Annotated in this window: 16 protein-coding genes and 2 pseudogenes; 10 read left to right on the forward strand and 8 right to left on the reverse strand. The window is 65.4% G+C overall.

The window, feature by feature from the left end:
- Positions 1 to 64 precede the first annotated feature (64 nt).
- The 4 genes and pseudogenes from FOM02_RS27630 to FOM02_RS27645 all read left to right on the forward strand — a co-directional run bounded on the left by FOM02_RS27630 (position 65) and on the right by FOM02_RS27645 (position 4,486).
- Positions 65 to 871 (forward strand): enoyl-CoA hydratase/isomerase family protein, encoded by an 807-nt coding sequence (locus tag FOM02_RS27630; RefSeq protein WP_027558054.1) that lies wholly within the window; start codon positions 65 to 67, stop codon positions 869 to 871.
- A gap of 112 nt (positions 872 to 983) precedes the next feature.
- Entirely contained in the window at positions 984 to 2,453 is a 1,470-nt protein-coding gene (locus FOM02_RS27635) for a DASS family sodium-coupled anion symporter (RefSeq protein ID WP_265440256.1), read from the forward strand.
- A 243-nt stretch (positions 2,454 to 2,696) separates the two neighbouring features.
- A pseudogene (locus FOM02_RS27640) lies at positions 2,697 to 3,831 on the forward strand (methionine ABC transporter ATP-binding protein).
- Positions 3,821 to 4,486, forward strand: coding sequence for a methionine ABC transporter permease (locus FOM02_RS27645; protein WP_027558057.1), 666 nt, complete (start codon positions 3,821 to 3,823; stop codon positions 4,484 to 4,486). Before FOM02_RS27640 ends, FOM02_RS27645 begins: the two are co-directional and overlap by 11 nt.
- 24 nt (positions 4,487 to 4,510) lie before the next feature.
- Here the strand turns inward: FOM02_RS27645 and FOM02_RS27650 are convergent, their stop codons facing one another.
- The 6 genes and pseudogenes from FOM02_RS27650 to FOM02_RS27675 form a co-directional block, all read right to left on the reverse strand.
- A complete protein-coding gene (locus FOM02_RS27650; RefSeq protein ID WP_027558058.1) occupies positions 4,511 to 4,903 on the reverse strand; it encodes a cupin domain-containing protein in 393 nt (130 codons plus the stop codon).
- A gap of 182 nt (positions 4,904 to 5,085) precedes the next feature.
- Positions 5,086 to 6,537, reverse strand: coding sequence for an aldehyde dehydrogenase (locus FOM02_RS27655; protein WP_027558059.1), 1,452 nt, complete (start codon positions 6,535 to 6,537; stop codon positions 5,086 to 5,088).
- A 282-nt stretch (positions 6,538 to 6,819) separates the two neighbouring features.
- Positions 6,820 to 7,296, reverse strand: a pseudogene (locus FOM02_RS27660) (ABC transporter ATP-binding protein); the annotation flags it as partial.
- Positions 7,289 to 8,965, reverse strand: a complete 1,677-nt coding sequence (locus tag FOM02_RS27665; protein ID WP_027558060.1) for an ABC transporter permease subunit — start codon at positions 8,963 to 8,965, stop codon at positions 7,289 to 7,291. The pseudogene FOM02_RS27660 and the gene FOM02_RS27665, both read right to left, overlap by 8 nt.
- Positions 8,962 to 9,837 carry a branched-chain amino acid ABC transporter permease gene (locus FOM02_RS27670; RefSeq protein WP_027558061.1) on the reverse strand — a complete coding sequence of 292 codons (876 nt, stop codon included), beginning with the start codon at positions 9,835 to 9,837 and terminating at the stop codon, positions 8,962 to 8,964. The genes FOM02_RS27665 and FOM02_RS27670 overlap by 4 nt, the downstream gene beginning before the upstream one ends.
- 63 nt (positions 9,838 to 9,900) lie before the next feature.
- Positions 9,901 to 11,121: an amino acid ABC transporter substrate-binding protein gene (locus tag FOM02_RS27675; RefSeq protein WP_027558062.1), complete on the reverse strand. Its 1,221-nt coding sequence runs from the start codon at positions 11,119 to 11,121 to the stop codon at positions 9,901 to 9,903.
- A 239-nt stretch (positions 11,122 to 11,360) separates the two neighbouring features.
- On the opposite strand from FOM02_RS27675, the gene FOM02_RS27680 reads away from it, so the two are divergent.
- Positions 11,361 to 12,254 (forward strand): helix-turn-helix domain-containing protein, encoded by an 894-nt coding sequence (locus FOM02_RS27680; protein WP_231164022.1) that lies wholly within the window; start codon positions 11,361 to 11,363, stop codon positions 12,252 to 12,254.
- A gap of 159 nt (positions 12,255 to 12,413) precedes the next feature.
- On the forward strand, positions 12,414 to 13,706 hold the full coding sequence (gene fsrB, locus FOM02_RS27685; protein WP_027558064.1) for a siderophore utilization protein FsrB: 1,293 nt from the start codon (positions 12,414 to 12,416) through the stop codon (positions 13,704 to 13,706).
- Positions 13,707 to 13,714: 8 nt separating this feature from the next.
- Here fsrB and FOM02_RS27690 read toward each other — a convergent pair whose 3' ends face one another.
- Positions 13,715 to 14,599 carry an SMP-30/gluconolactonase/LRE family protein gene (locus FOM02_RS27690; RefSeq protein WP_027558065.1) on the reverse strand — a complete coding sequence of 295 codons (885 nt, stop codon included), beginning with the start codon at positions 14,597 to 14,599 and terminating at the stop codon, positions 13,715 to 13,717.
- Between the two features lie 13 nt (positions 14,600 to 14,612).
- The gene (locus tag FOM02_RS27695) at positions 14,613 to 15,272 is read right to left on the reverse strand and encodes a GntR family transcriptional regulator (protein WP_027558066.1); all 660 of its coding nucleotides are present in this window, start codon (positions 15,270 to 15,272) and stop codon (positions 14,613 to 14,615) included.
- A 228-nt stretch (positions 15,273 to 15,500) separates the two neighbouring features.
- On the opposite strand from FOM02_RS27695, the gene FOM02_RS27700 reads away from it, so the two are divergent.
- The 4 genes from FOM02_RS27700 to FOM02_RS27715 all read left to right on the forward strand — a co-directional run bounded on the left by FOM02_RS27700 (position 15,501) and on the right by FOM02_RS27715 (position 18,968).
- Positions 15,501 to 16,520: a TRAP transporter substrate-binding protein gene (locus tag FOM02_RS27700; protein ID WP_027558067.1), complete on the forward strand. Its 1,020-nt coding sequence runs from the start codon at positions 15,501 to 15,503 to the stop codon at positions 16,518 to 16,520.
- Positions 16,521 to 16,596: 76 nt separating this feature from the next.
- Positions 16,597 to 17,106, forward strand: coding sequence for a TRAP transporter small permease (locus FOM02_RS27705; RefSeq protein ID WP_027558068.1), 510 nt, complete (start codon positions 16,597 to 16,599; stop codon positions 17,104 to 17,106).
- A gap of 55 nt (positions 17,107 to 17,161) precedes the next feature.
- Positions 17,162 to 18,442 carry a TRAP transporter large permease gene (locus FOM02_RS27710; RefSeq protein WP_027558069.1) on the forward strand — a complete coding sequence of 427 codons (1,281 nt, stop codon included), beginning with the start codon at positions 17,162 to 17,164 and terminating at the stop codon, positions 18,440 to 18,442.
- A gap of 31 nt (positions 18,443 to 18,473) precedes the next feature.
- On the forward strand, positions 18,474 to 18,968 hold the full coding sequence (locus tag FOM02_RS27715) for a type II 3-dehydroquinate dehydratase (protein WP_027558070.1): 495 nt from the start codon (positions 18,474 to 18,476) through the stop codon (positions 18,966 to 18,968).
- The last annotated feature ends 10 nt before the right edge of the window (positions 18,969 to 18,978 follow it).

Genomic DNA, 18,978 nt, shown 5'->3' on the forward strand with positions numbered 1-18,978 from the left:
CCGGGTCCCATATTCGTGAGGCCCGAGGTAGGCTAGCATCGCCGGAAGCAGACTGGAGGCGCCGGTGACGAATTACGTGAAAATCGAGAAAGGCCTCGGCCCCGAGGGGCGGATCGCGGTCGTGCGATTCGACCGTAGCGACGGCATCAACGCGCTCTCGCCCGAGGCGCTGCGCCAGCTCACCGCGGCCGCACGCAGCTTCGAGGACGATGCTGCGACGTCCGTCGTGGTGCTGACCGGCAGCACGGGCGCCTTCAGTGCGGGCTTCGACCTGAAGGACGCCGAAGGACGCGCACGCAAGGACATGGACCTCGGCACGCTGCGCCGGCACCTCAAGCTCGGGCCGCGCCTGACCCATGCCTGGCAGGAGATGGAGCAGATCACGATCGCGGCGATCGAGGGCTTCTGTGTCGGCGGCGGCGTGGCGCTTGCCGTAGCGCTCGACTTCCGCATCATGGGCCGTGATGCACATCTGCGCGTGCCCGAGATCGGGCTCGGCATGAACATGAGCTGGCAGAGCATCCCGCGCATGCTGCATCTCATGGGCCCGGCCCGTACCAAGCAGGCGGTGATTTTGGCAGATGAGCGCATCAGCGCGGATGAGGCCTATGAATGGGGCCTGGTGGAGCAGGTGGTCGATCCCGGCCATGCGTTCGACGCCGCCATGGAGCTCGCCCGCAAGGTCGCCGCGCAGCCGCCGCTCTCGGTCGCGATGACAAAGCTGACGGTCAACCGGCTCGCGCATGCGCTTGACGACCTCGCCAGCCACATGGACGTCGACCAGTTCGCACTGGCAAGCCTCAGCGAGGACCACAGGGAGGGCGTCGAGGCGTTCCTGACGCGGCGCAAGCCGCGGTTCAAGGGGCGGTAGAACCAAGCCAGGCCATTGCTAGCGTGGCGGACAGTCCGTATACGCCGAACTGGGACAAAAGCAGGCCCGGCCAACGGGCTGCACGATGCAACGACAATCGAGGGGAGGGCCCATGGCCGCTGGTTCGCAGGCGCCTGAGGCAAAAGGGTTTCGCTGGAGGCTGGTCGCGCCGCTGGCGGTGTGGCTGGCGATCTATCTGTGGCCGGTGCCGCCAGGGCTCAACGCCAATCAGTGGCATTATTTCGCCGTGTTCGCGGCTGTGATCACCGGGCTCATCCTGGAATCGATGCCGGTCGGCGCAGTCGGCTTCATCGGTCTCACGGTGGCAGGCGTTGCAGGCTATATCGATCCCGATCCCGGCAAGTCGCTGCGCTGGATGCTGGCGGGCTTCGCCGAGAGCACGGTGTGGCTGATCGTCGGCGCCTTCGTATTCTCGATCGGCTATCGCAAGAGCCAGCTCGGCCGGCGCATCGCGCTGGTGCTGGTGCAGAAGCTCGGCCGCAACACGCTGGGCCTCGGCTACGCGGTCGCGATGTCGGACTTCCTGCTCGCGCCGGCGACGCCGTCGAATACCGCGCGCAGCGGCGGCATCGTCTATCCCATCATCAGCAACATCCCGCGCATCTATGGCTCCGAGCCCGGGCCGACCGCCGGCAAGATCGGCACCTATGTGATGTGGACCGCGTTCGCGGCAACCGCGATCACCAGCTCGCTGTTCTTCACCGCGCTCGCGCCCAATGCGGCCGCGCTCGCCATCGCCAGGAAAACCGCCGGGGTCGAGGTGAGCTGGGCGCAGTGGTTCATGGGCTTTGCGCCGCTCGGCCTCCTGCTGATGATCGTGGTGCCGCTGCTCAGCTACGTGGTGTGCCGTCCCGAAGTGAAGCGCAGCCCGGAGATTTCCGAATGGGCGGCGAAGGAGATCGCCGAGATGGGCCCGATGTCGCGCAACGAATGGATCATGCTGGCGCTGATCGTGCTCGCGATGTTCCTGTGGATCGCAGGCTCGAGCCCCGACATCCACGTTCCCGGGATCGGCTCGAATTTCGTCAACGCCACCACCGTCGTGTTCATCGTGATCTCCCTGATGCTGGTGACGGGCGTGATCGAGTTTGCCGACATCGTCAGCGAGAAGAGCGCCTGGGAGGTGTTTTTCTACTTCACCTCGCTCTTGACGCTCGCCTCGGGGCTCAACGAGATCGGCTTCATAAAATGGTTCGCGACCGAATACGCAAAACCGCTCGCCGGGCTCTCGCCGTCGACCGCAATGCTCCTGCTGGTCGCGCTGTTCTTCTGGATCCACTATTTCTTCTCGAGCATCACCTCGCATGCGGCGGCCGTGCTGCCGGTGGTGCTCGCGGTCGGCTCCGGCATTCCCGGCCTGCCGGTCGTGACGCTCGCCATGCTCTGCATGTATTCGCTCGGCCTGATGGGCGTGATCTCGCCTTATGCGACCGGGCCGGCGCCGATGTATTTCGGCAGCGGCTATATCGGGAAGGGCCAGTTCTGGGGCTTTGGCCTGATCTTCGGGCTGCTCTATTTCGCAGGCCTCCTGCTGATCGTGCTGCCGTGGTTGCAGGTCTGACGAGCCGGGCTGGAGGCCGCGGCCCCGGCAGATGAATTTTCTCCTCCGGGGAGGGTTTTGGAAAACTTCCTCCAATTCCCCGCAAATATCTGACATTGCAAGCAGGAGGCGAACGGGCGATGGTGCGTGCTGCGGCGCAGCGCGTTCCATCCCAGCGCTCGCTCGCGGTTCCATTTCTCGTCGCTCGCTGAGATCCGGCTTGCCGCACATCTGAACGGCATGCGGGCAAGCGAATTATTGTGCATGAAGGCCGCTTCCATGAACGCCCACCAATCGCTTGCGATCGGACAACCGATCGCGCCGCCTGAAGCGATTTCATCCGCCGCCGAGCCGGACGCGATGGTCCGCTTCGAAGGCATCTCGAAGACCTATCCGGCCTATCGCGGCAAGCCCGGCGTCAACGCGCTGCAGAACATCGATTTCGCGATCCCGCGCGGCTCCATCACCGGCGTGATCGGCCGCTCCGGTGCGGGCAAGTCGAGCCTGGTCCGGTTGATCAACGGGCTGGAGAAGCCGACCACGGGCCGCGTGATCGTGGACGGCCGCGATATCTCCGCGCTGGCCGGCCGCGAGCTGCGGCTGGCGCAGCGCTCGATCGGCATGATCTTCCAGCACTTCAACCTGCTGTCCTCGCGCACCGCGGCCGACAACATCGCGCTGCCGCTCGAGATCGCCGGCTGGGCCAAGGCCGACATCAAGGCCCGCGTCACTGAATTGCTTGCCCTCGTCGGCATCGCCGACAAGCACGACCGCTATCCGTCAGAGCTTTCCGGCGGCCAGAAGCAGCGCGTCGGCATCGCCCGCGCGCTGGCGACGCGGCCGAGCGTGCTCTTGTCGGACGAGGCGACCTCGGCGCTCGATCCGCAGACCACGCGCGCGATCCTCGACCTGCTTGCGAACATCAACCGCGAGCTGGGCGTGACCATCGTGCTCATCACTCACGAGATGTCGGTGGTGCGCCAGCTCGCCAAGGAAGTCGTGGTGCTCGATGCCGGCCATGTCGTCGAGCGCGGCCATGTCGCCGACATCTTCACCCATCCCAAACATCCGATCACGCAGTCCTTCTTGGCCGAGGTGATCGGCGACAGCCTGCCGGTCTCGCTGGCGAGCCGGATCGTGGCTGAGCCGTCTGCCGGCGGGCAGGCTGTGATCCGCGTCCAGGTGCGCGGGGCAGGGGCCGGCGACACGCTGGTGGCGCGGCTTGCGCGAGCTCGGTCTCGACGTCGCGCTGCTCTCGGCCCGCATCGACGAGATCGGCGGCCAGCATGTGGGCGCGCTGACATTAGGAATTCCCGGCAGCGAGGACGCGGTGACGCGGACGCTCGCCTGGCTCTCTCAACACCAATTCGCAGCGGAGCGTCTCGGCTATGTCGCCTGAACTCCTCAACCTGATCCTCCAGGCCACCTTCGAAAGCCTGTACATGGTCGGCATCGCGGCGCTGCTCGGCACCGTCTTCGGCCTGCCGCTCGGCGTGTTTCTCGCGACCAGCCGGAAAGGCGAGCTGTTCGCCGCCCCGCTCGTCAACCGCGTGCTGGGCATCATCGTCAATGCCACGCGCTCGACGCCCTTCATCATCCTGGTCGTCGCCATCATCCCGTTCACACGCCTCGTTGCCGGCACCTCGATCGGCTCGACCGCGGCCATCGTGCCGCTGACGATTGCCTCGGCGCCGTTCATCGCGCGCCTCGTGGAAGGCGCGATCCGCGAGGTCGATGGCGGCCTGATCGAGACCGCAGCCTCGTTCGGCGCATCGCCGCTGCAGATCGTGTTCAAGGTGCTGATCCCCGAAGCGCTGCCGGGCCTGCTGCTGGCGCTGACCCTGGCTGTGGTCAGCCTGCTCGGCTACTCCGCCATGGTCGGCGCGGTCGGCGGCGGCGGACTTGGCGATCTCGGCATCCGCTACGGCTACCAGCGCTTCATGCCGGAGATGATGCTCGCCGTCGTCGTTGTGCTGATCGCGTTGGTGCAGCTCGTGCAGAGCGCGGGCGATTATCTCGCGCGCCGGGTCAACCGCCGGCTGCGGCATCGCTGACGCGTTCGATTATCGGGCCGACTGCTAGACCGCGGGCGGATAGTAGAGAAACTCGATCATCAGGCAGCCATCGCGGGTAAAGAACGGCCCATGCTCGACATGGGCCGGCCGCACGGCATAGGTGCCGGCCTCCAGCAGCTGCGTCTCCTCCGACACAGTGCCGATCGACAGCGTGCCCGAAACCAGAAACACCTCCTCACACCAATCGTGCGAGACCGGATGCTCCACGGACGCGCCCGCCGCCCAGCGCGACAGCCGCGTCACCGCGCCCGTCTTGTTCGGATGATCGAAGCGGCCGGACAGGATCTTCTCCTCGACACCGACATAGCCGGGGACGGCGCGCCAGCCATCCGCGGCCAGCGCGTTGAAAAACTCCCGGTGGTCCTTCATGAACCGACCGAAGCCGGGCTCCGCCATTCCATACCTCCCAAGCTGACTCGGGATCGAGTCTATAGCAGGGGGGCGGCGTTTCCCATCCGATCCCGCTCAGAACGCAGCGCAGTCGCATATGAGGTTCACGGCAGTCTCCACATCGTCATGGCCGGGCTTGTCCCGGGCATGACGACCTCTTGTGAATGATCAGATGCGATCACCCACGCTCAGAACGGATAGTGCCTTGGCCCGGTCTGCACGGTGATCCAGCGCAGCTCGGTGAACTCGTCGATCGCGGCCTTGCCGCCGAAGCGGCCGTAGCCTGAGGCCTTGGTGCCGCCGAACGGCATCTGCGGCTCGTCATGCACGGTCGGCGCGTTGACGTGGCAGATGCCGGCCTCGATCCGCTTGGCAACGCCGAGGGCGCGCGCGATATCGCGGCCGAACACGGCGGAGGAGAGTCCATATTCGGTGTCGTTGGCGACGCGCACGGCCTCGTCGACACCACTGACACGAACCACGGTTACGACCGGGCCAAAGCTCTCCTCGCCATAGATGCGCATCGCCGGCGTGACGTGGTCGACGATCGTGGCCGGCATGATGGTGCCGCTGCCGTGGCCGCCCGCCGCGAGCACGGCTCCCTTGGCGACGGCATCGTCGATCAGACCCCTGACGCGGTCGCAGGCCGCGCCGCTGACCAGCGATCCCAGCACGACATTGCCCTTGCGGGGATCACCGAAGGGAAGGCCCTTCGCCTTGGCGGCGAACTTTTCGATGAAGGCGTCGGCAACCTTGTCATCCACCACGATCCGCTCCGTCGACATGCAGATCTGGCCCTGGTTCATGAAGGCGCCGAAGGCAGCCGCATTCACGGCGGCGTCGAGATCGGCGTCGTCGAGGATGACGAGCGGCGCCTTGCCGCCGAGCTCCAGCAGCGCGCGCTTGAGGTGTTTTGCGCAGGCCAGCGCAATGAGGCGGCCGACCCGGGTCGAGCCGGTGAAGTTGACGCGGCGAATGGCGGGATGGGCGATCAGCGCCTCGACCACGGCCTGTGCATCCTCGGGAGCATTGGTCACGACGTTGACGACGCCATCGCCGAGGCCAGCTTCCGTCAGGCAGCTTCCGATCAGCCGGTGCACGCCCGGGCTCATCTCGGAGGCTTTCAGCACCACCGTGTTGCCGCAGGCCAGCGGCATCGCAACCGAGCGCACGCCCAGGATCACCGGCGCGTTCCACGGCGCGATGCCGAGCACGACACCGACCGGCTGGCGGAACGCCATGGCGAGATTGTCGGGCTTGTCGGTCGGAATGACCTCGCCGGAAATCTGCGTGGTCATGGCGGCGGCTTCACGCAGCATGCCTTCGGCAAGATGCACGTTGAAGCCAGCCCAGCCGGCCGTGGCGCCGGTCTCGGCGACCATCAGCGCAGTGAACTCCGGCGCGCGGCGCGCGAGGATGTCGGCGGCGGCGCTGAGCCGCTTGCGGCGCTCGGACGGGCCGAGCTGCGACCAGGCCGGAAAGGCGGCGGCCGCTGCGTCGGCAGCGCGCATCGCATCGTCGATCGAGGCCGCGGCGACGATGGTCGCCACCTCACCGGAGATCGGGTTGTGGCGCTGGAAGGTGCGCTGGTTGCTGGCCGACTGGTCCTTGCCGCCGATGAGAAGGTCGATGGCGTTCATGGGGCTCTCCTTGGAATGCGAGGGGGACGTTGGTGGAGGTGAGGCTTTGCGCGCCTTGCCGAGATAAGCGCGCTGGATCTCGGGGTCGTTCTTCATCGCATCGGCTGGTCCGCTGCCGGCATTGCGGCCGGACTCGATCAGATAGACACGGTCGGCGATGTCGAGGCTGGCGCGCGCATTTTGCTCGACCAGCAGCACGCCGACGCCACTGCTGCGGATCTGGGTCAGCGCACGAAACACTTCGCGGCTGAGCAGAGGCGACAGGCCGAGCGAGGGCTCGTCGAGCAGGAGCAGCAGCGGGTTCGACATCAGCGCGCGGCCAATCGCGACCATCTGCTGCTCGCCGCCGCTCATGGTGCGGACGGCCTGACTCATGCGCTCAGCAAGGCGCGGGAACAGTTGCAGGATTTTTGCGAGCCGGTTCGCTTCGCCCGCGCGCGCCCGGGCGGGATAGGCGCCGAGCTGCAAATTCTCGGCAACGGTGAGATCGCCGAACACGCCCCGTCCTTCCGGCACCAGGGCGATGCCGCGTTCCACGATCAGATGGGGCGGCAGCTCGCCGATGCTTTGTCCTTCGAACGTGATGCGCGCACCCGGCGCGGGCCTGACGAGACCAGCGATGCTCTTGAGCAGGGTCGACTTGCCGGCGCCGTTGGCGCCGAGGATCGCGACGATCTCGCCCTGCTTGATGCCGAGCGCGATTTCAGCCAGCGCCTGGTGCTTGCCGTAGAAGTGGGAGAGGGCGGCGACCTCAAGCATCGTCGCCTCCGAGATAGGCGGCGATGACCTTCGGATCGGCCAATACCTCGTCCGGCGCACCGCGGGCGATCACGCTGCCGGCGTTCATCACGATGCAATGGCCGCACAGTGCGCGGATTGCGTCCATGACATGCTCGACCATGATGATGGTGAGGCCGCGGTCGCGCAGGGTCGCGATCAACGCAATGCCGGTCTCTAGCTCGCTGGGATTGAGCCCCGCCAGCCATTCGTCGAGCAGCACGAGGCGCGGCTCAAGCGCCAGCGCGCGCGCCAGCTCGAGCCGCTTCTGGTCGATATAGGTCAGATCGCCCGCCGGCGCCTCCTGCATGGCGCCGAGGCCAACGAGATCGAGTAAATCGCCGGCAGACTCGGCAGAACCAGGCATCGAGGCAGGCGCACCCCGGAACAGCCGCGCCGCCGCGACATTCTCGGCGACCGTCAAATCCGGCATCACTCGCACCAGCTGGAAGGTCCGCGCCAGGCCAAGGCGCGCGATCTGGTAGGGGCGGAGGCCGTTGAGGACGGTATCGCCGAGCCGGATCGTGCCCGACGACGGCGCCAGGGCGCCGGACAGCGTGTTCAGCAATGTCGTCTTGCCGGAGCCGTTGGGGCCGATGATGCCGAGGATCTCGCCCGGCGTGACCGCAAAACTCACGCCATCGACCGCGCGGAGCCCGCTGAACAACTTGCTGACGCCTTCGGCGGCGAGGAGCGGCGTGTCCACCTTGCGGATCGTGGCGGCGCTCCCTGCGGGAATGTGACGTCGCGCCGTCCCGATCAGTCCGATCACGCCATTCGGCAGCACCATGACGATGAGGATGAAGATGATGCCGAGCACGATGCTGAAATGGTTGGGCAGCGTCGCAGTCAGGACCTCGAACAGCAGCACAAGTGGAATGACCCCCAGCACGGGACCGAACAAGGAGCCGGCGCCGCCCAGCAAGGCCATGATCACGACCTGGAACGAGATCGTCGGATTGAAGGCGATCGCCGGATCGATATAGGTCCAGCGCGGCGCCATCACCGCGCCCGTCACCGCCATGAAGGTCGCGCTAAGAATGAACACGCCGAGCTTGACCCGCGTCGCATCGATGCCGGAATGGCTGGCCGCGGTCTCATCGGCGCCGATGGCACGCAGCGCGAGCCCGTAGCGCGAGCGCCCGAGCAGCCAGCCAGTCAGGAAGACCAGCGCGGCAAGGGCAAGGAGCTGCCAGTAGAGAATGTCCTGCGTCACCGCGCTGAAGAGATAGCGGCCGACCGATTTGTGGATGTTGACTTCGTACCAGATCACGAGCTGCCGGATCAGCTCGGCGAGCCCGAACGAGAAGATCACGAAATAGATGCCGGACAGCCGCAGCGTCGAAAGCCCGGTGATAGCGGCGGTGAGTGCGCCGACGCCGGCCGCGGCCAGCAGCACGACCGGCCAGGGCATGGTCTCGCCAAGAGCCGCGGCGGTGTAGGCGCCGAGGCCGAAGAAGGCGACCGTTGCCAGCGAAATGTAGCGCGTCGGCCCCGAGAACATCGCCCAGGCGGTCGCCAGGATCGTGAAATAGAGAACGCTGATGCCGAGCGCGAGATGGTAGCCGTTGGCATACAGCGGATAGGCGACGATCGCCGCAGCCAGCGCAGCGCCGGCACACCACAACAATGCGCGCATGGCCGCGGTCATGGCGCGGCTCTCCCGAACAGGCCGGTGGGCTTGATCAGGAGCACGCCGAGAAATAGCGCGTAGGTCGCAGCCAGCGTCAGGCCGGGATCGACCAGCCGCGCTACGGCCGTCTCGACGACGCCGAGCAGCAGGCCCGCAACCAGCGCGCCCATCACATTGCCGACGCCGCCCATGATGACGACGACCAGCGCCTTCATGGTGAAGACCACGCCCATCGCGGCATTGAAGGTCAGAAACATGCTGACAAGCACGCCGCCGACGGCGACGAGGCCACCACCGAAGGCAAACGCCAGGCCCGATAGCGCGGCCACATCGATCCCGACAGGGCGCGCGGCATTGGCATCCACCGCGATGGCGCGGACGGCGGTGCCGATCCGCGTCCGCGTCAGGGCCAGATAAACTGCGCCCCCCACCAGGGCTGCGAACAGCAGCGCGACAAGCCGATTGACGGCGAGCGTCGATCCCAGCACGACGACGGGAATGGAAAGATAGCTGTAGCTGTAATACTGGCCGCCGAAAGCGACCAGCATGGCGCCCTGGATCACGAACAGGATGCCGAAGGTGACGAGGATGCTGTCGATCTCCTGCGCGCCGCGGTCCTTGCCCCGCCGCATCAGCCGTTCGAGCAGGAAGCGATAGAGCAGCCAGTTCAGCAGCATTGCCACCGGGACCGCCAGCAACAGCGCGGCGAGCGGGCTGAGGCCGAGACCGCTGTAAAGCGAGAACGCGCCGAACGCGGCCGCAACCAGCGACTCGCCATAGGACAGGTTCATGATCCGCGCCACGCCATATTGCAGCGTCAGCCCAAGCGCGATCAGCGCGTACATGCCGCCGAGCACGAGGCCCGGCAGGATGATGTCGACAAGCAGCATCAAACGGAGTCCCTTAGAGCGGACGGATGGCAGGCCTCACCAGGCGAGACCTGCCAGCCAGCGTTATTGCCACTGCGCTTTAGGCACGACCGGCGCACGGGCGCCTGGAAGCGAGGCGGGGGCGAGGGCGTAGAACTCGCCGTTCTGCCACTGGCCGACGCTCCAGACCTCCTGGAGCAGCCCGTCCTTCAGCTTGATCTTGCCGATGATGGTGTCGAACGTGCCGGAACGGATTTCGGCGGCGACCGCGGCGCGATCGAGCTTGCCGACCTTCTCGATGGCCTGCTGGAGCACCTGGAGGCTTGCATAGGTGATCGAGCTCGCCCAGCGATCCGGCTCCTTGCCGGTCGCCGCCTTGTGGCGCGCGAGATAGTCCTTCAGCTGCGGCGAGTCCGCGTTCCAGCCGCCGATCCCCATCACGCCGTCGCTGCCCGCGCCGAACTTGCCCTTGTAGAGCGGGAAGGCGGTGCCGACGCCGACATAGAAGATCTTTGGGTTGAACTTGAGCAGCTGCGCCTGCTCGGTCAGCGCGATCGTATCCGGCGGATAGCTGAAGGCGATGAACGCATCCGGGTTGGAGGCGATCGCATCCTTCAGCAGCGGCTGAAGATCCTGCGCGCCCATCGGATAGGTCTTGTCATAGGTCAGTGTAAAGCCGTGCTTCTTGAAGGCTTCGCGCCCCGCGGCGGAGAGCTCGATGCCGAACTGATCGGCAATGCTGACCATCGCGATGTTCGGACCGATCTTGCCCTCGCTCTTCAGCTTGCCCATCAGATCGGCCAGCGCTTCGGAGATCTGCGCGGAGGTGCCGAGCCAGAACGTCGCGTTCGACCAGCGCTTTGCAAGGTCCGGCGCCTTGTCGGTTACCGAGGTCACCGCGAGGTGGGGATAGCCGAGACGGTTCAGCGTAGGCCCGACCGCAAGGTTGAGGCCCGTGCTCCAGGGCGGCAGGATGAAATCGACCTTGTCCTGGTTGGCGAGGCGCTCGATCGCCTTGACGGCTTCCTCCGAGCTGCTGCGGTCGTCGTATTCGACGATCTCGATCGGCAGTTTCTTGTCGCCGAGCTTGATGCCGCCGGCGGCGTTCACGTCCTTCACCCACAGCTCGTAATTGGGCAGGGTGGTGATGCCGGCGCCGCCGGCATAGGGACCGGTCTTGGAGATGGCATAGCCGATCCGGATCTTCTCCTGCGCATCGGCTGGCGACGCAAAGGTCCCCAGCGCTGTAGCCAAAGCGGCAAAGCCAGTGACGCGCAGCAACGTTCGACGGTTCGCCGAAATCATGTCGAGCCTCCCTCGTGTTTCACTCAAGCGATCGTTCGCAAGTGATGTGACTGGATCGTTTCCTGTGCGTCCCGGCTCTTTTCCGGTGGCGTCGTGCGCCGCCGCGGCTGGGACTTGACCTAGCAAGCACCTTCGGCTTTTTTCCCTCAATGGATAAATCCGGCGAAAGATTGCACGTTTCTGGTCGCCCCCATGACCTGCGTCGAGGGGTCGCGGACCCGGCCGCAGCCCCCGCCATCATGGCCGCGGCGGGGACGGCGACGATCAGCGCCGAGCTGATCGGCTCGCATTACGTTGCACGCCGCTGGATGCTGGGCTCCATGGCCGCCGGGCCCTTCATCCATCTGCTCAGCCTCCAGGGCGGCGGCCGCGCTGCCGTGCTGAGCGAAGGGGAGACGCTCGAACTGCACGGTCCGGGCCTCATCTGGCTGCCCGCGGGATGTGCCGAGCATCTGGAGATATCGGCCGGCACGGCCGCCGGCCTGCTGCGGCTGCGGTCGGGCATGTGGCATCGTTACCTGCCACCCTCGGCGGAGGCGGCCTATCTCGCGCTCGACGGCGCCGGCGGCATCATGGCGTTGCCGGTCGAGCCAGATCTCGTCACGACGGTCTCACGCTCGATCGAGGCGATCGCGGCCGAGATCGCCGCACCCGCGCGCAGCGGCGCGGCCTCGATCATGTCGGCGGAGCTAACGCTGTGCGTGCTGCGATTCTGGCGCCTCTTTGCGGCCGACCGCGGCCCGGACGAGGAGGGCAGCAGCGCCGACATCCTCGGCCGTTTTCGCAGGCTGCTCGAGGAGCGCTATCATCAGCAATTGCGCGTGGCCGATTATGCCAAACTGCTCGGCATGACTCCGGATCGCCTGCACGCGCTGTGCAGCCGCGAACTGCAGCGATCGCCGAGCGCGCTGATCCAGCAGCGCGTGGTCAGGGAGGCCGCGACCCGGCTCGAGGCGGGCACGGGCACGGTGAAGCAGATCGCCTTCGCGCTGGGCTTCAAGGATACCGCCTATTTCAGCCGCTTCTTCCGCAAGCACACCGGCGAGGCGCCCGGCGCCTGGCGGCGACGCCTCGCCGCGCGCGCAAGATCCGGCCGCGCAAGGCCGGCCCTGAACTTTGCCGACTGGCCGTGAGCGAAACCCGCCATCTCTGACGGATGGGCGCTTTCGCCGCACATGCCGTGCACGCGTCTGGAGGGATTCTACGATCGTTCCTATCGCGCTCCGAAAACGCTTGGGTTAGGGCGAGGCATCAAAAATCGTACCGGTGAAGCCGGCAACTGTGAAACCTCGATGAGAGCGATATTCGGCCGATTGCATCGGTGGGCGGGACTGCTCACAGCCGGCTTCCTGTTCTTCTCCGGCATCACCGGCGCGATCATCTCCTGGGACCACGAGATCGACGACGTCCTCAACAGCCATCTGTTCGACGTCACCAGCAAGGGTCCGGCGATTCCCTCGATCGAGCTCGCCAGGATGATCGAGCAGCGCGATCCCCGGTCGCGCGTGGTCTATCTCTTCATGACGCCGGAGGAGGGGCACTCACTCTGGTTCTTCATCATGCCGCGGATCGATCCTTCGACCGGCAAGCGCTACGTGCTCGATTACAACCAGGTTTTCCTCGACCCCAACACGGGGGTCGAGCTCGGCCGCCGCTATTGGGGCGCGGTGTGGCCGGTGACGCGGGAGAACTTCGTCTCGTTCCTCTACAAGCTGCACTACACCATGCACATCCCGGAATTCTGGGGCAGCGATCGCTGGGGCATGCGCGTGCTCGGCGTGATCGCCATCATCTGGACCATCGACTGTTTCGTCGGCTTCTATCTGACGCTGCCCTCGCGGCGACGCGCCAAGGCCGCGCGGGCGCCGCAGGTAGCGCGTCAGCTCGAACGCGGCTTCTGGGCGCGCTGGGCGCCGGCCTGGATGATCAAGACATCAGGCAGCGCCTACCGGATCAATTTCGACATCCACCGCGCCTTCAGCCTGTGGACCTGGGGCGTGCTGTTCATCATCGCCTTCACGGCGTTCTCGCTGAACCTTTATTTCGAGGTGTTCTCGCCGCTGATGAAGATGGTGTCGAACTATACGCCGACGCCCTATGAGCAGCGGCCGTACCGCGGTCTCGACGATCCCATCGAGCCCAAGATGACGTTCGCCCAGATCGCCGCGCGCGCGGCCGCCGACGGCAAGGCGCGCGGCTGGACCGTCCCGGTCGGCTCGCTAAGCTACGGCCCCGCCCACGGCGTCTATGCCGCCGCCTTCTTCCATCCCGGCGACGATCACGGCGCCGGCGGCGTCGGCCCGGCGCAGCTCTATTACGACAGCGAGGACGGCCGTCCGATCGGCGAGCGGCTGCCCTGGGTCGGCACCGCCGCCGACGTCTTCGTGCAGGCGCAGTTTCCGCTGCATTCGGGCCGCATCGTCGGACTGTTCGGCCGCATCCTGATCTCGATCATGGGCTTGGTCGTGGCCGCGCTCTCGGTCACCGGCGTCGTGATCTGGTGGCGCAAGCGCCGCGCCCGCATTCGCGTGCGGGAGACGGCAGCGATACGCCAGAGCCGGGAGCAGCTCGCGCCGGCGGAGTAGGGCCCGAACTATCCGAACCGATGCTCGGGCAGCCCCTGCGCGAGGCCATGAATGGCAAGCACGTGCCCGGCCTGTGGCTCGACGCGCAGCTGCTGCCGATCCAAGAACTTCCTGGCCGTCGTCACGAACAGCGTTTTGAGATCGCTGCCTCCAAAGCACAGGCAGGTCGGATTGGTCACCGGCAACGGGACGACGGTGTCGATCTGCCCGTCCGGCCGATAGCGCACCAGGCGGCCGCCCGAGAAGAAGGCCGTCCAGAGCCCGCCCGCGACATCGACGCAGGCGCCATCAGGTCTTTCCTGCGAGGCGCTGTAGTCCGCGAACAGGCGCCGGTTGCGGACGACGCCGTCGTCGAGATCGAAGTCGAACATCCAGGTGCAATATCGCCGCGTGTCCGTGAAATAGAGCGTGCGATTGTCCGGCGAGAACGCGATCCCGTTGGTCACGATGACGTCGCCGAAGATGCGCGTGACCTCACCGTCCGCGGTCACGCGATACAGCGAGCCGTTCGGACGATGCAGCTGATTGTCCATGGTGCCGATCCACAGCCGGCCGCGCGCGTCCACGCGGCCGTCGTTGAGGCGGTTGTCGAGGCCGCTTTCGACCTTGATGACCGGCCCCTCAGCATCGGCCGAGCGGCGGTGGAGGGTCAGATCTTGCGCGAGCAGATGCGAGCCGTCCGCCGTCAGGGCCTGACTGCCGAGGAATTGGCAATCGTAGGAGGAAACCTGATGCGCGCCCGTCGCCGGATCGAAGGATTGATGCAGGCGGCCGTCGATATCGACCCACCACAGCTTGCCGGTCCGGTCGCACCACAGCGGCGTCTCGCCGAGAATATCCGCGCTGGCGACCGCGGTCTCGACCCTGGCAGGGGAAATGGAAGTCACGGTCATGCCGGAAGCGCCGTCAGCTGCCCTTCCAGGAGGACAGCGCATGCGCGACGCAGCCGTTGATGTGCTCGCTGAGAACGGTGCGGGCGCGCTTGATGTCCCGCTTCAGGGCGCAATCCAGCAAGGCCTTGTGCTGGTTGATGGTCTCGGTGCCGCGATAGCGCAGCGCATAGCGAAAGTATTTGTCGAACACGATCGAATGGGTATGCATCAGTTCGCGCGACCCGCAAGCCGAGATCAGCGCCTGGTGAAATTCGCCGTCATAGCGCTTGCGCAGCTCGGGATCGTCGCCCTCCTTGAGGACAGTGCGCTCGGTGGCCGCCAGCTTGTGATGTGCTGACACCACGCGGGCTTCCCACTCGACGTCGCCGGCCCGAAACGACTCGGCCATCGCATGATGCTCCAGGAGGATGCGCAGCTCGGCGAGCTCGCGCAGATTCTGGATCGAGACCGGCGCCACCTCGAAGCCGCGCTGGCCTTCGGCGACCACGAAACCTTCCGATGTCAGGCGATTGAGGATCTCGCGCAGGGTCGAGATGCTGACGCCGTAATCCTCCTTCATGGCATCGAGCTTGAGGCGCCCGGATGGCGTAAGCACGCCGAAAATGATGTCGGACCGGATGCGCTGATAGCCGCTGTCGCCCGCCGACAAGGCCCGTTCCTCGAGTGCCGTCATGCCGTCTGATCCCGCTTGTCCGGCTCGTTCGCCCTCCCGCAAGGCACCGAACCATCAATGTTCCCAGCACTATAGCAGAAGTTCGATGTCTGACGTCTACAGGAATATCATATGAAATGTATAATCTCCTTTGACATCGAAATATATGTATGATGTGTAAATGAGCTGAGGGTGCGGGAAATAAGCGCGTAAGCCGCCGGTCGTGCCCGAGAGAACAGGGAGGACACGATGAGCTTGTTGGTACGGGCGCTGTCTGCGACGGCGATCTGCGTGGCGCTGACGGTCGGCGCATCCGCCGCCGATGACATCCAGGAGCGGACGATCCGGTGGGGGCACCTCAACAACACCGATCACCCCGTCAGCTTCGGCGTGCAGAAGTTTGCCGAGATCCTGCTGGCCAAGAGCGGGGGCAAGATGAAGGTCCGCGAGTTCGCGGCCTCACAGCTCGGCAACGAGTTGCAGCAACAATCCGCGCTGCGCGGCGGCACCCAGGAGATGCTGTCGGCCTCGACGACGTCGCTTGCGACCGTCGTTCCGGAGTTCGGCCTGATCGATTTCCCGTTCCTGTTCAACACCACCGAGCAGGCCGACGCGCTCGCGACCGGCAAATTCGGCAAGGCGATGCTCGAGACCTTGCCGTCCAAGAATCTGATCGGTCTCGGCTATTGGGGCCTGGGCTTTCGCAACGTCACCAACAGCACGCGACCCATCACCAAGGTCGAGGACTTCAGCGGCCTCAAGCTTCGCGTGATTCCGAACCCGGTCTATCTCGAAAGCTTCAGCGCCTTTAAGGCCAATCCGGTTCCGATGGCCTTCGGCGAATTGTATTCGGCGCTGGAGACCCGCACCGTCGACGGCCAGGAGAATCCGTACACGGTCATCCTCTCCAACAAGTTCTACGAAGTGCAGAAATACGTTTCCGCCACCAACCACACCTTCACCCTCAACATCATCCTGGTGAGCAAGGCGTTCTGGGACAAGCTGTCGCCGACCGAGCAGCGCCTGATGCGCGAGGCCTATGAGGAAAGCCGCGGCTACCAGAAGGAGCAGACGCGGCTGCAGACCGAAAAGGCGCTGGCGGAATTGCAGGCCAAGGGCATGCAGTACAACGCGATCGCCCCAGAGGAGACCGACCGCATGCGCAAGACGGTACAGCCGGTCGTGGACAAGATTTCCGCCAATCTTCGCGCCGAGACGGTGAAGCTCTTCAACGACGAAGTCGAGCGCATCCGCAAGGACGTGAAGTAACAGGTCGCTCCATCGCGGAAGGCGGCGGAGCCGGCCGTCGGGCGGCTCACATCTCCCATTTGCCTGGACGTCACGCATGGCGCGCTTTCTCGACCTCTATTGCTCGTTCCTCAAGGCCGTCATTGCGGCGTGTCTTGCGGTCATGGTGGTGCTGGTGTTCGGCAATGTGGTGCTGCGTTACGGCTTCAACTCCGGCATCACCCTCTCCGAGGAGCTGTCGCGCTGGCTGCTGGTGTGGCTGACCTTCCTCGGCGCCATCGTCGCACTGCGCGAGCACGCCCATCTCGGCGTCGACACCCTGGTCCGGATGCTGCCGGCCGCGGGCAAGCGGATCTGCTTCGTCATCAATTATGGCCTGATGCTGTTTGCCGACTGGCTGCTGCTCTCCGGCAGCTGGCGCCAGACCCTCATCAACATCGACGACCGCGCGCCGGCCACCGGCCTGTCGATGGCGATCTTCTACGCCGTCGGCGTGATCTTCGGCGTGTCGGCCGCGGTGATCCTTCTCTACGACCTCTACCGGGTGATCAGCGGGCAGGCGAGCGAGGAGGACATGGTGGCCGTCCGGGAATCGGAGGAGCAGTGATGTCATCCATTGCCCTCGCATTCGCTCATCCCGTTCGCGTCACTGGGATCATGCCATGACGATCGCCATCTTCACCATCTCGCTGCTCGGCGCCATGGCGCTGGGGATGCCGATCGCGTTTGCGCTCCTCATCTGCGGCGTCGCGCTGATGAGCACGATCGACATGTTCGATTCCCAGATCGTGGCGCAGAACGTCATCAACGGCGCGGACAGCTTTCCGCTGATGGCGATCCCGTTCTTCATGCTCGCCGGCGAGATCATGAACAAGGGCGGGCTGGCCAAGCGCATCGTCAATGTCGCCCTCGTTGCGGTCGGGCACTTCAGGGGCGGCCTCGGCTACGTTACGATTCTGGCGGCCTGCATCCTGTCGTCGCTCTCGGGGTCCGCCGCCGCCGACGCTGCTGCGCTCGCGGCGCTGCTGGTGCCGATGATGGTGGCGGCAGGACACAAGAAGACCTACGCGGCCGGTCTCGTGGCCGCCGGCGGCGTCATCGGCCCGGTCATTCCGCCCAGCATCGGCTTCGTGATCTTCGGCGTTGCCGCCAACGTCTCGATCTCAAAGCTGTTTCTCGCCGGCATCGTGCCCGGGCTGCTGCTGGGATTGGGCCTCTGCGCCGCCTGGTACTGGGTCGTGCGCAAGGAGAACCTGTCACCGCCGCCGCGGGCCTCGCTGCGCGAGATCCTGCACGCCATCATCGACGGCTTCTGGGCGCTGATGCTGCCCGGCATCATCATCGTCGGCCTGCGCTTCGGCATCTTCACGCCGACCGAGGCCGGCGTTGTCGTCGCGGTCTATTCGCTGTTCGTCGCGACCTGCGTCTATCGCGAGCTGAAATGGTCGGAGGTCTACGCGGTCCTGGTCTCGTCAGCCGTGACCACGAGTGTCGTCATGTTCCTGGTCGCCGCGGCTTTGGTGTCGTCCTGGCTCATCACGGTGTCCGAGATCTCCGCCCAGGTCGTCGATCTTCTGAAGCCGTTCATGGGCAACAACACGATCCTGATGCTGGCGATCATGGTGGTCGTGGTGATCGTAGGCACCGCGCTCGACATGACGCCGACGATCCTGATCCTGACGCCGATCCTGATGCCGATCATCAAGGCGGCGCATATCGACCCCGTCTATTTCGGCGTGCTGTTCATCATCAACAATTCCATCGGCCTGATCACGCCGCCGGTCGGCATCGTGCTCAACGTCGTCTGCGGCGTCTCCAGGATCAGCATGGAGGACATCATCAAGGGCGTCTGGCCGTTCATGATCGCGCAGCTGATCGTCCTGTTCGCGATGGTGCTGTTCCCGGGACTGGTGACGGTTCCGGCGAAATGGTTCGGCGGCTAATCGGGCAGCGTTGGCAAAGGAGGCAAGGAAGATGGCCGCACGGATCATGATCCTCAATGGACCGAATCTCAATTTCCTCGGCATCCGCGAGCCCCATATCTACGGCTCGACGACGCTGAAGGAGATCGAGGACAGCTGCCAGGCGCTGGCCGGCCAGCTCGGCGTGTCGATCTCGTTCCACCAGTCCAACATGGAAGGCGAGCTCGTCGGCCTGATCCAGTCCGCCCATGGCAAGGCGGATGCGATCATCATGAACCCGGCGGGCTATTCCTTCACGTCGATCGCGCTGATCGATGCGCTGAAGATCTTCGAGGGCGTCAAGATCGAGGTTCACATCTCGAACATCCATGCGCGCGACGAGCTGCACCGCCATTCGATCACCTCGAGTGCCTCCACGGCGGTCATTTGCGGCCTTGGCCCATACGGCTATCTCGCCGCGATGCTGGCGGTCGTGCAGCGGCTTGGGCAATTGCCCGAAACGATCCCGCCGGCCCTGCATGGGCTTGCGGCGGCCGGCAAGGCGTAAGCAGGGAGCG

Origin of the sequence: Bradyrhizobium sp. SEMIA (genome assembly GCF_014844175.1) — a bacterium.
Lineage (GTDB): Bacteria > Pseudomonadota > Alphaproteobacteria > Rhizobiales > Xanthobacteraceae > Bradyrhizobium > Bradyrhizobium arachidis.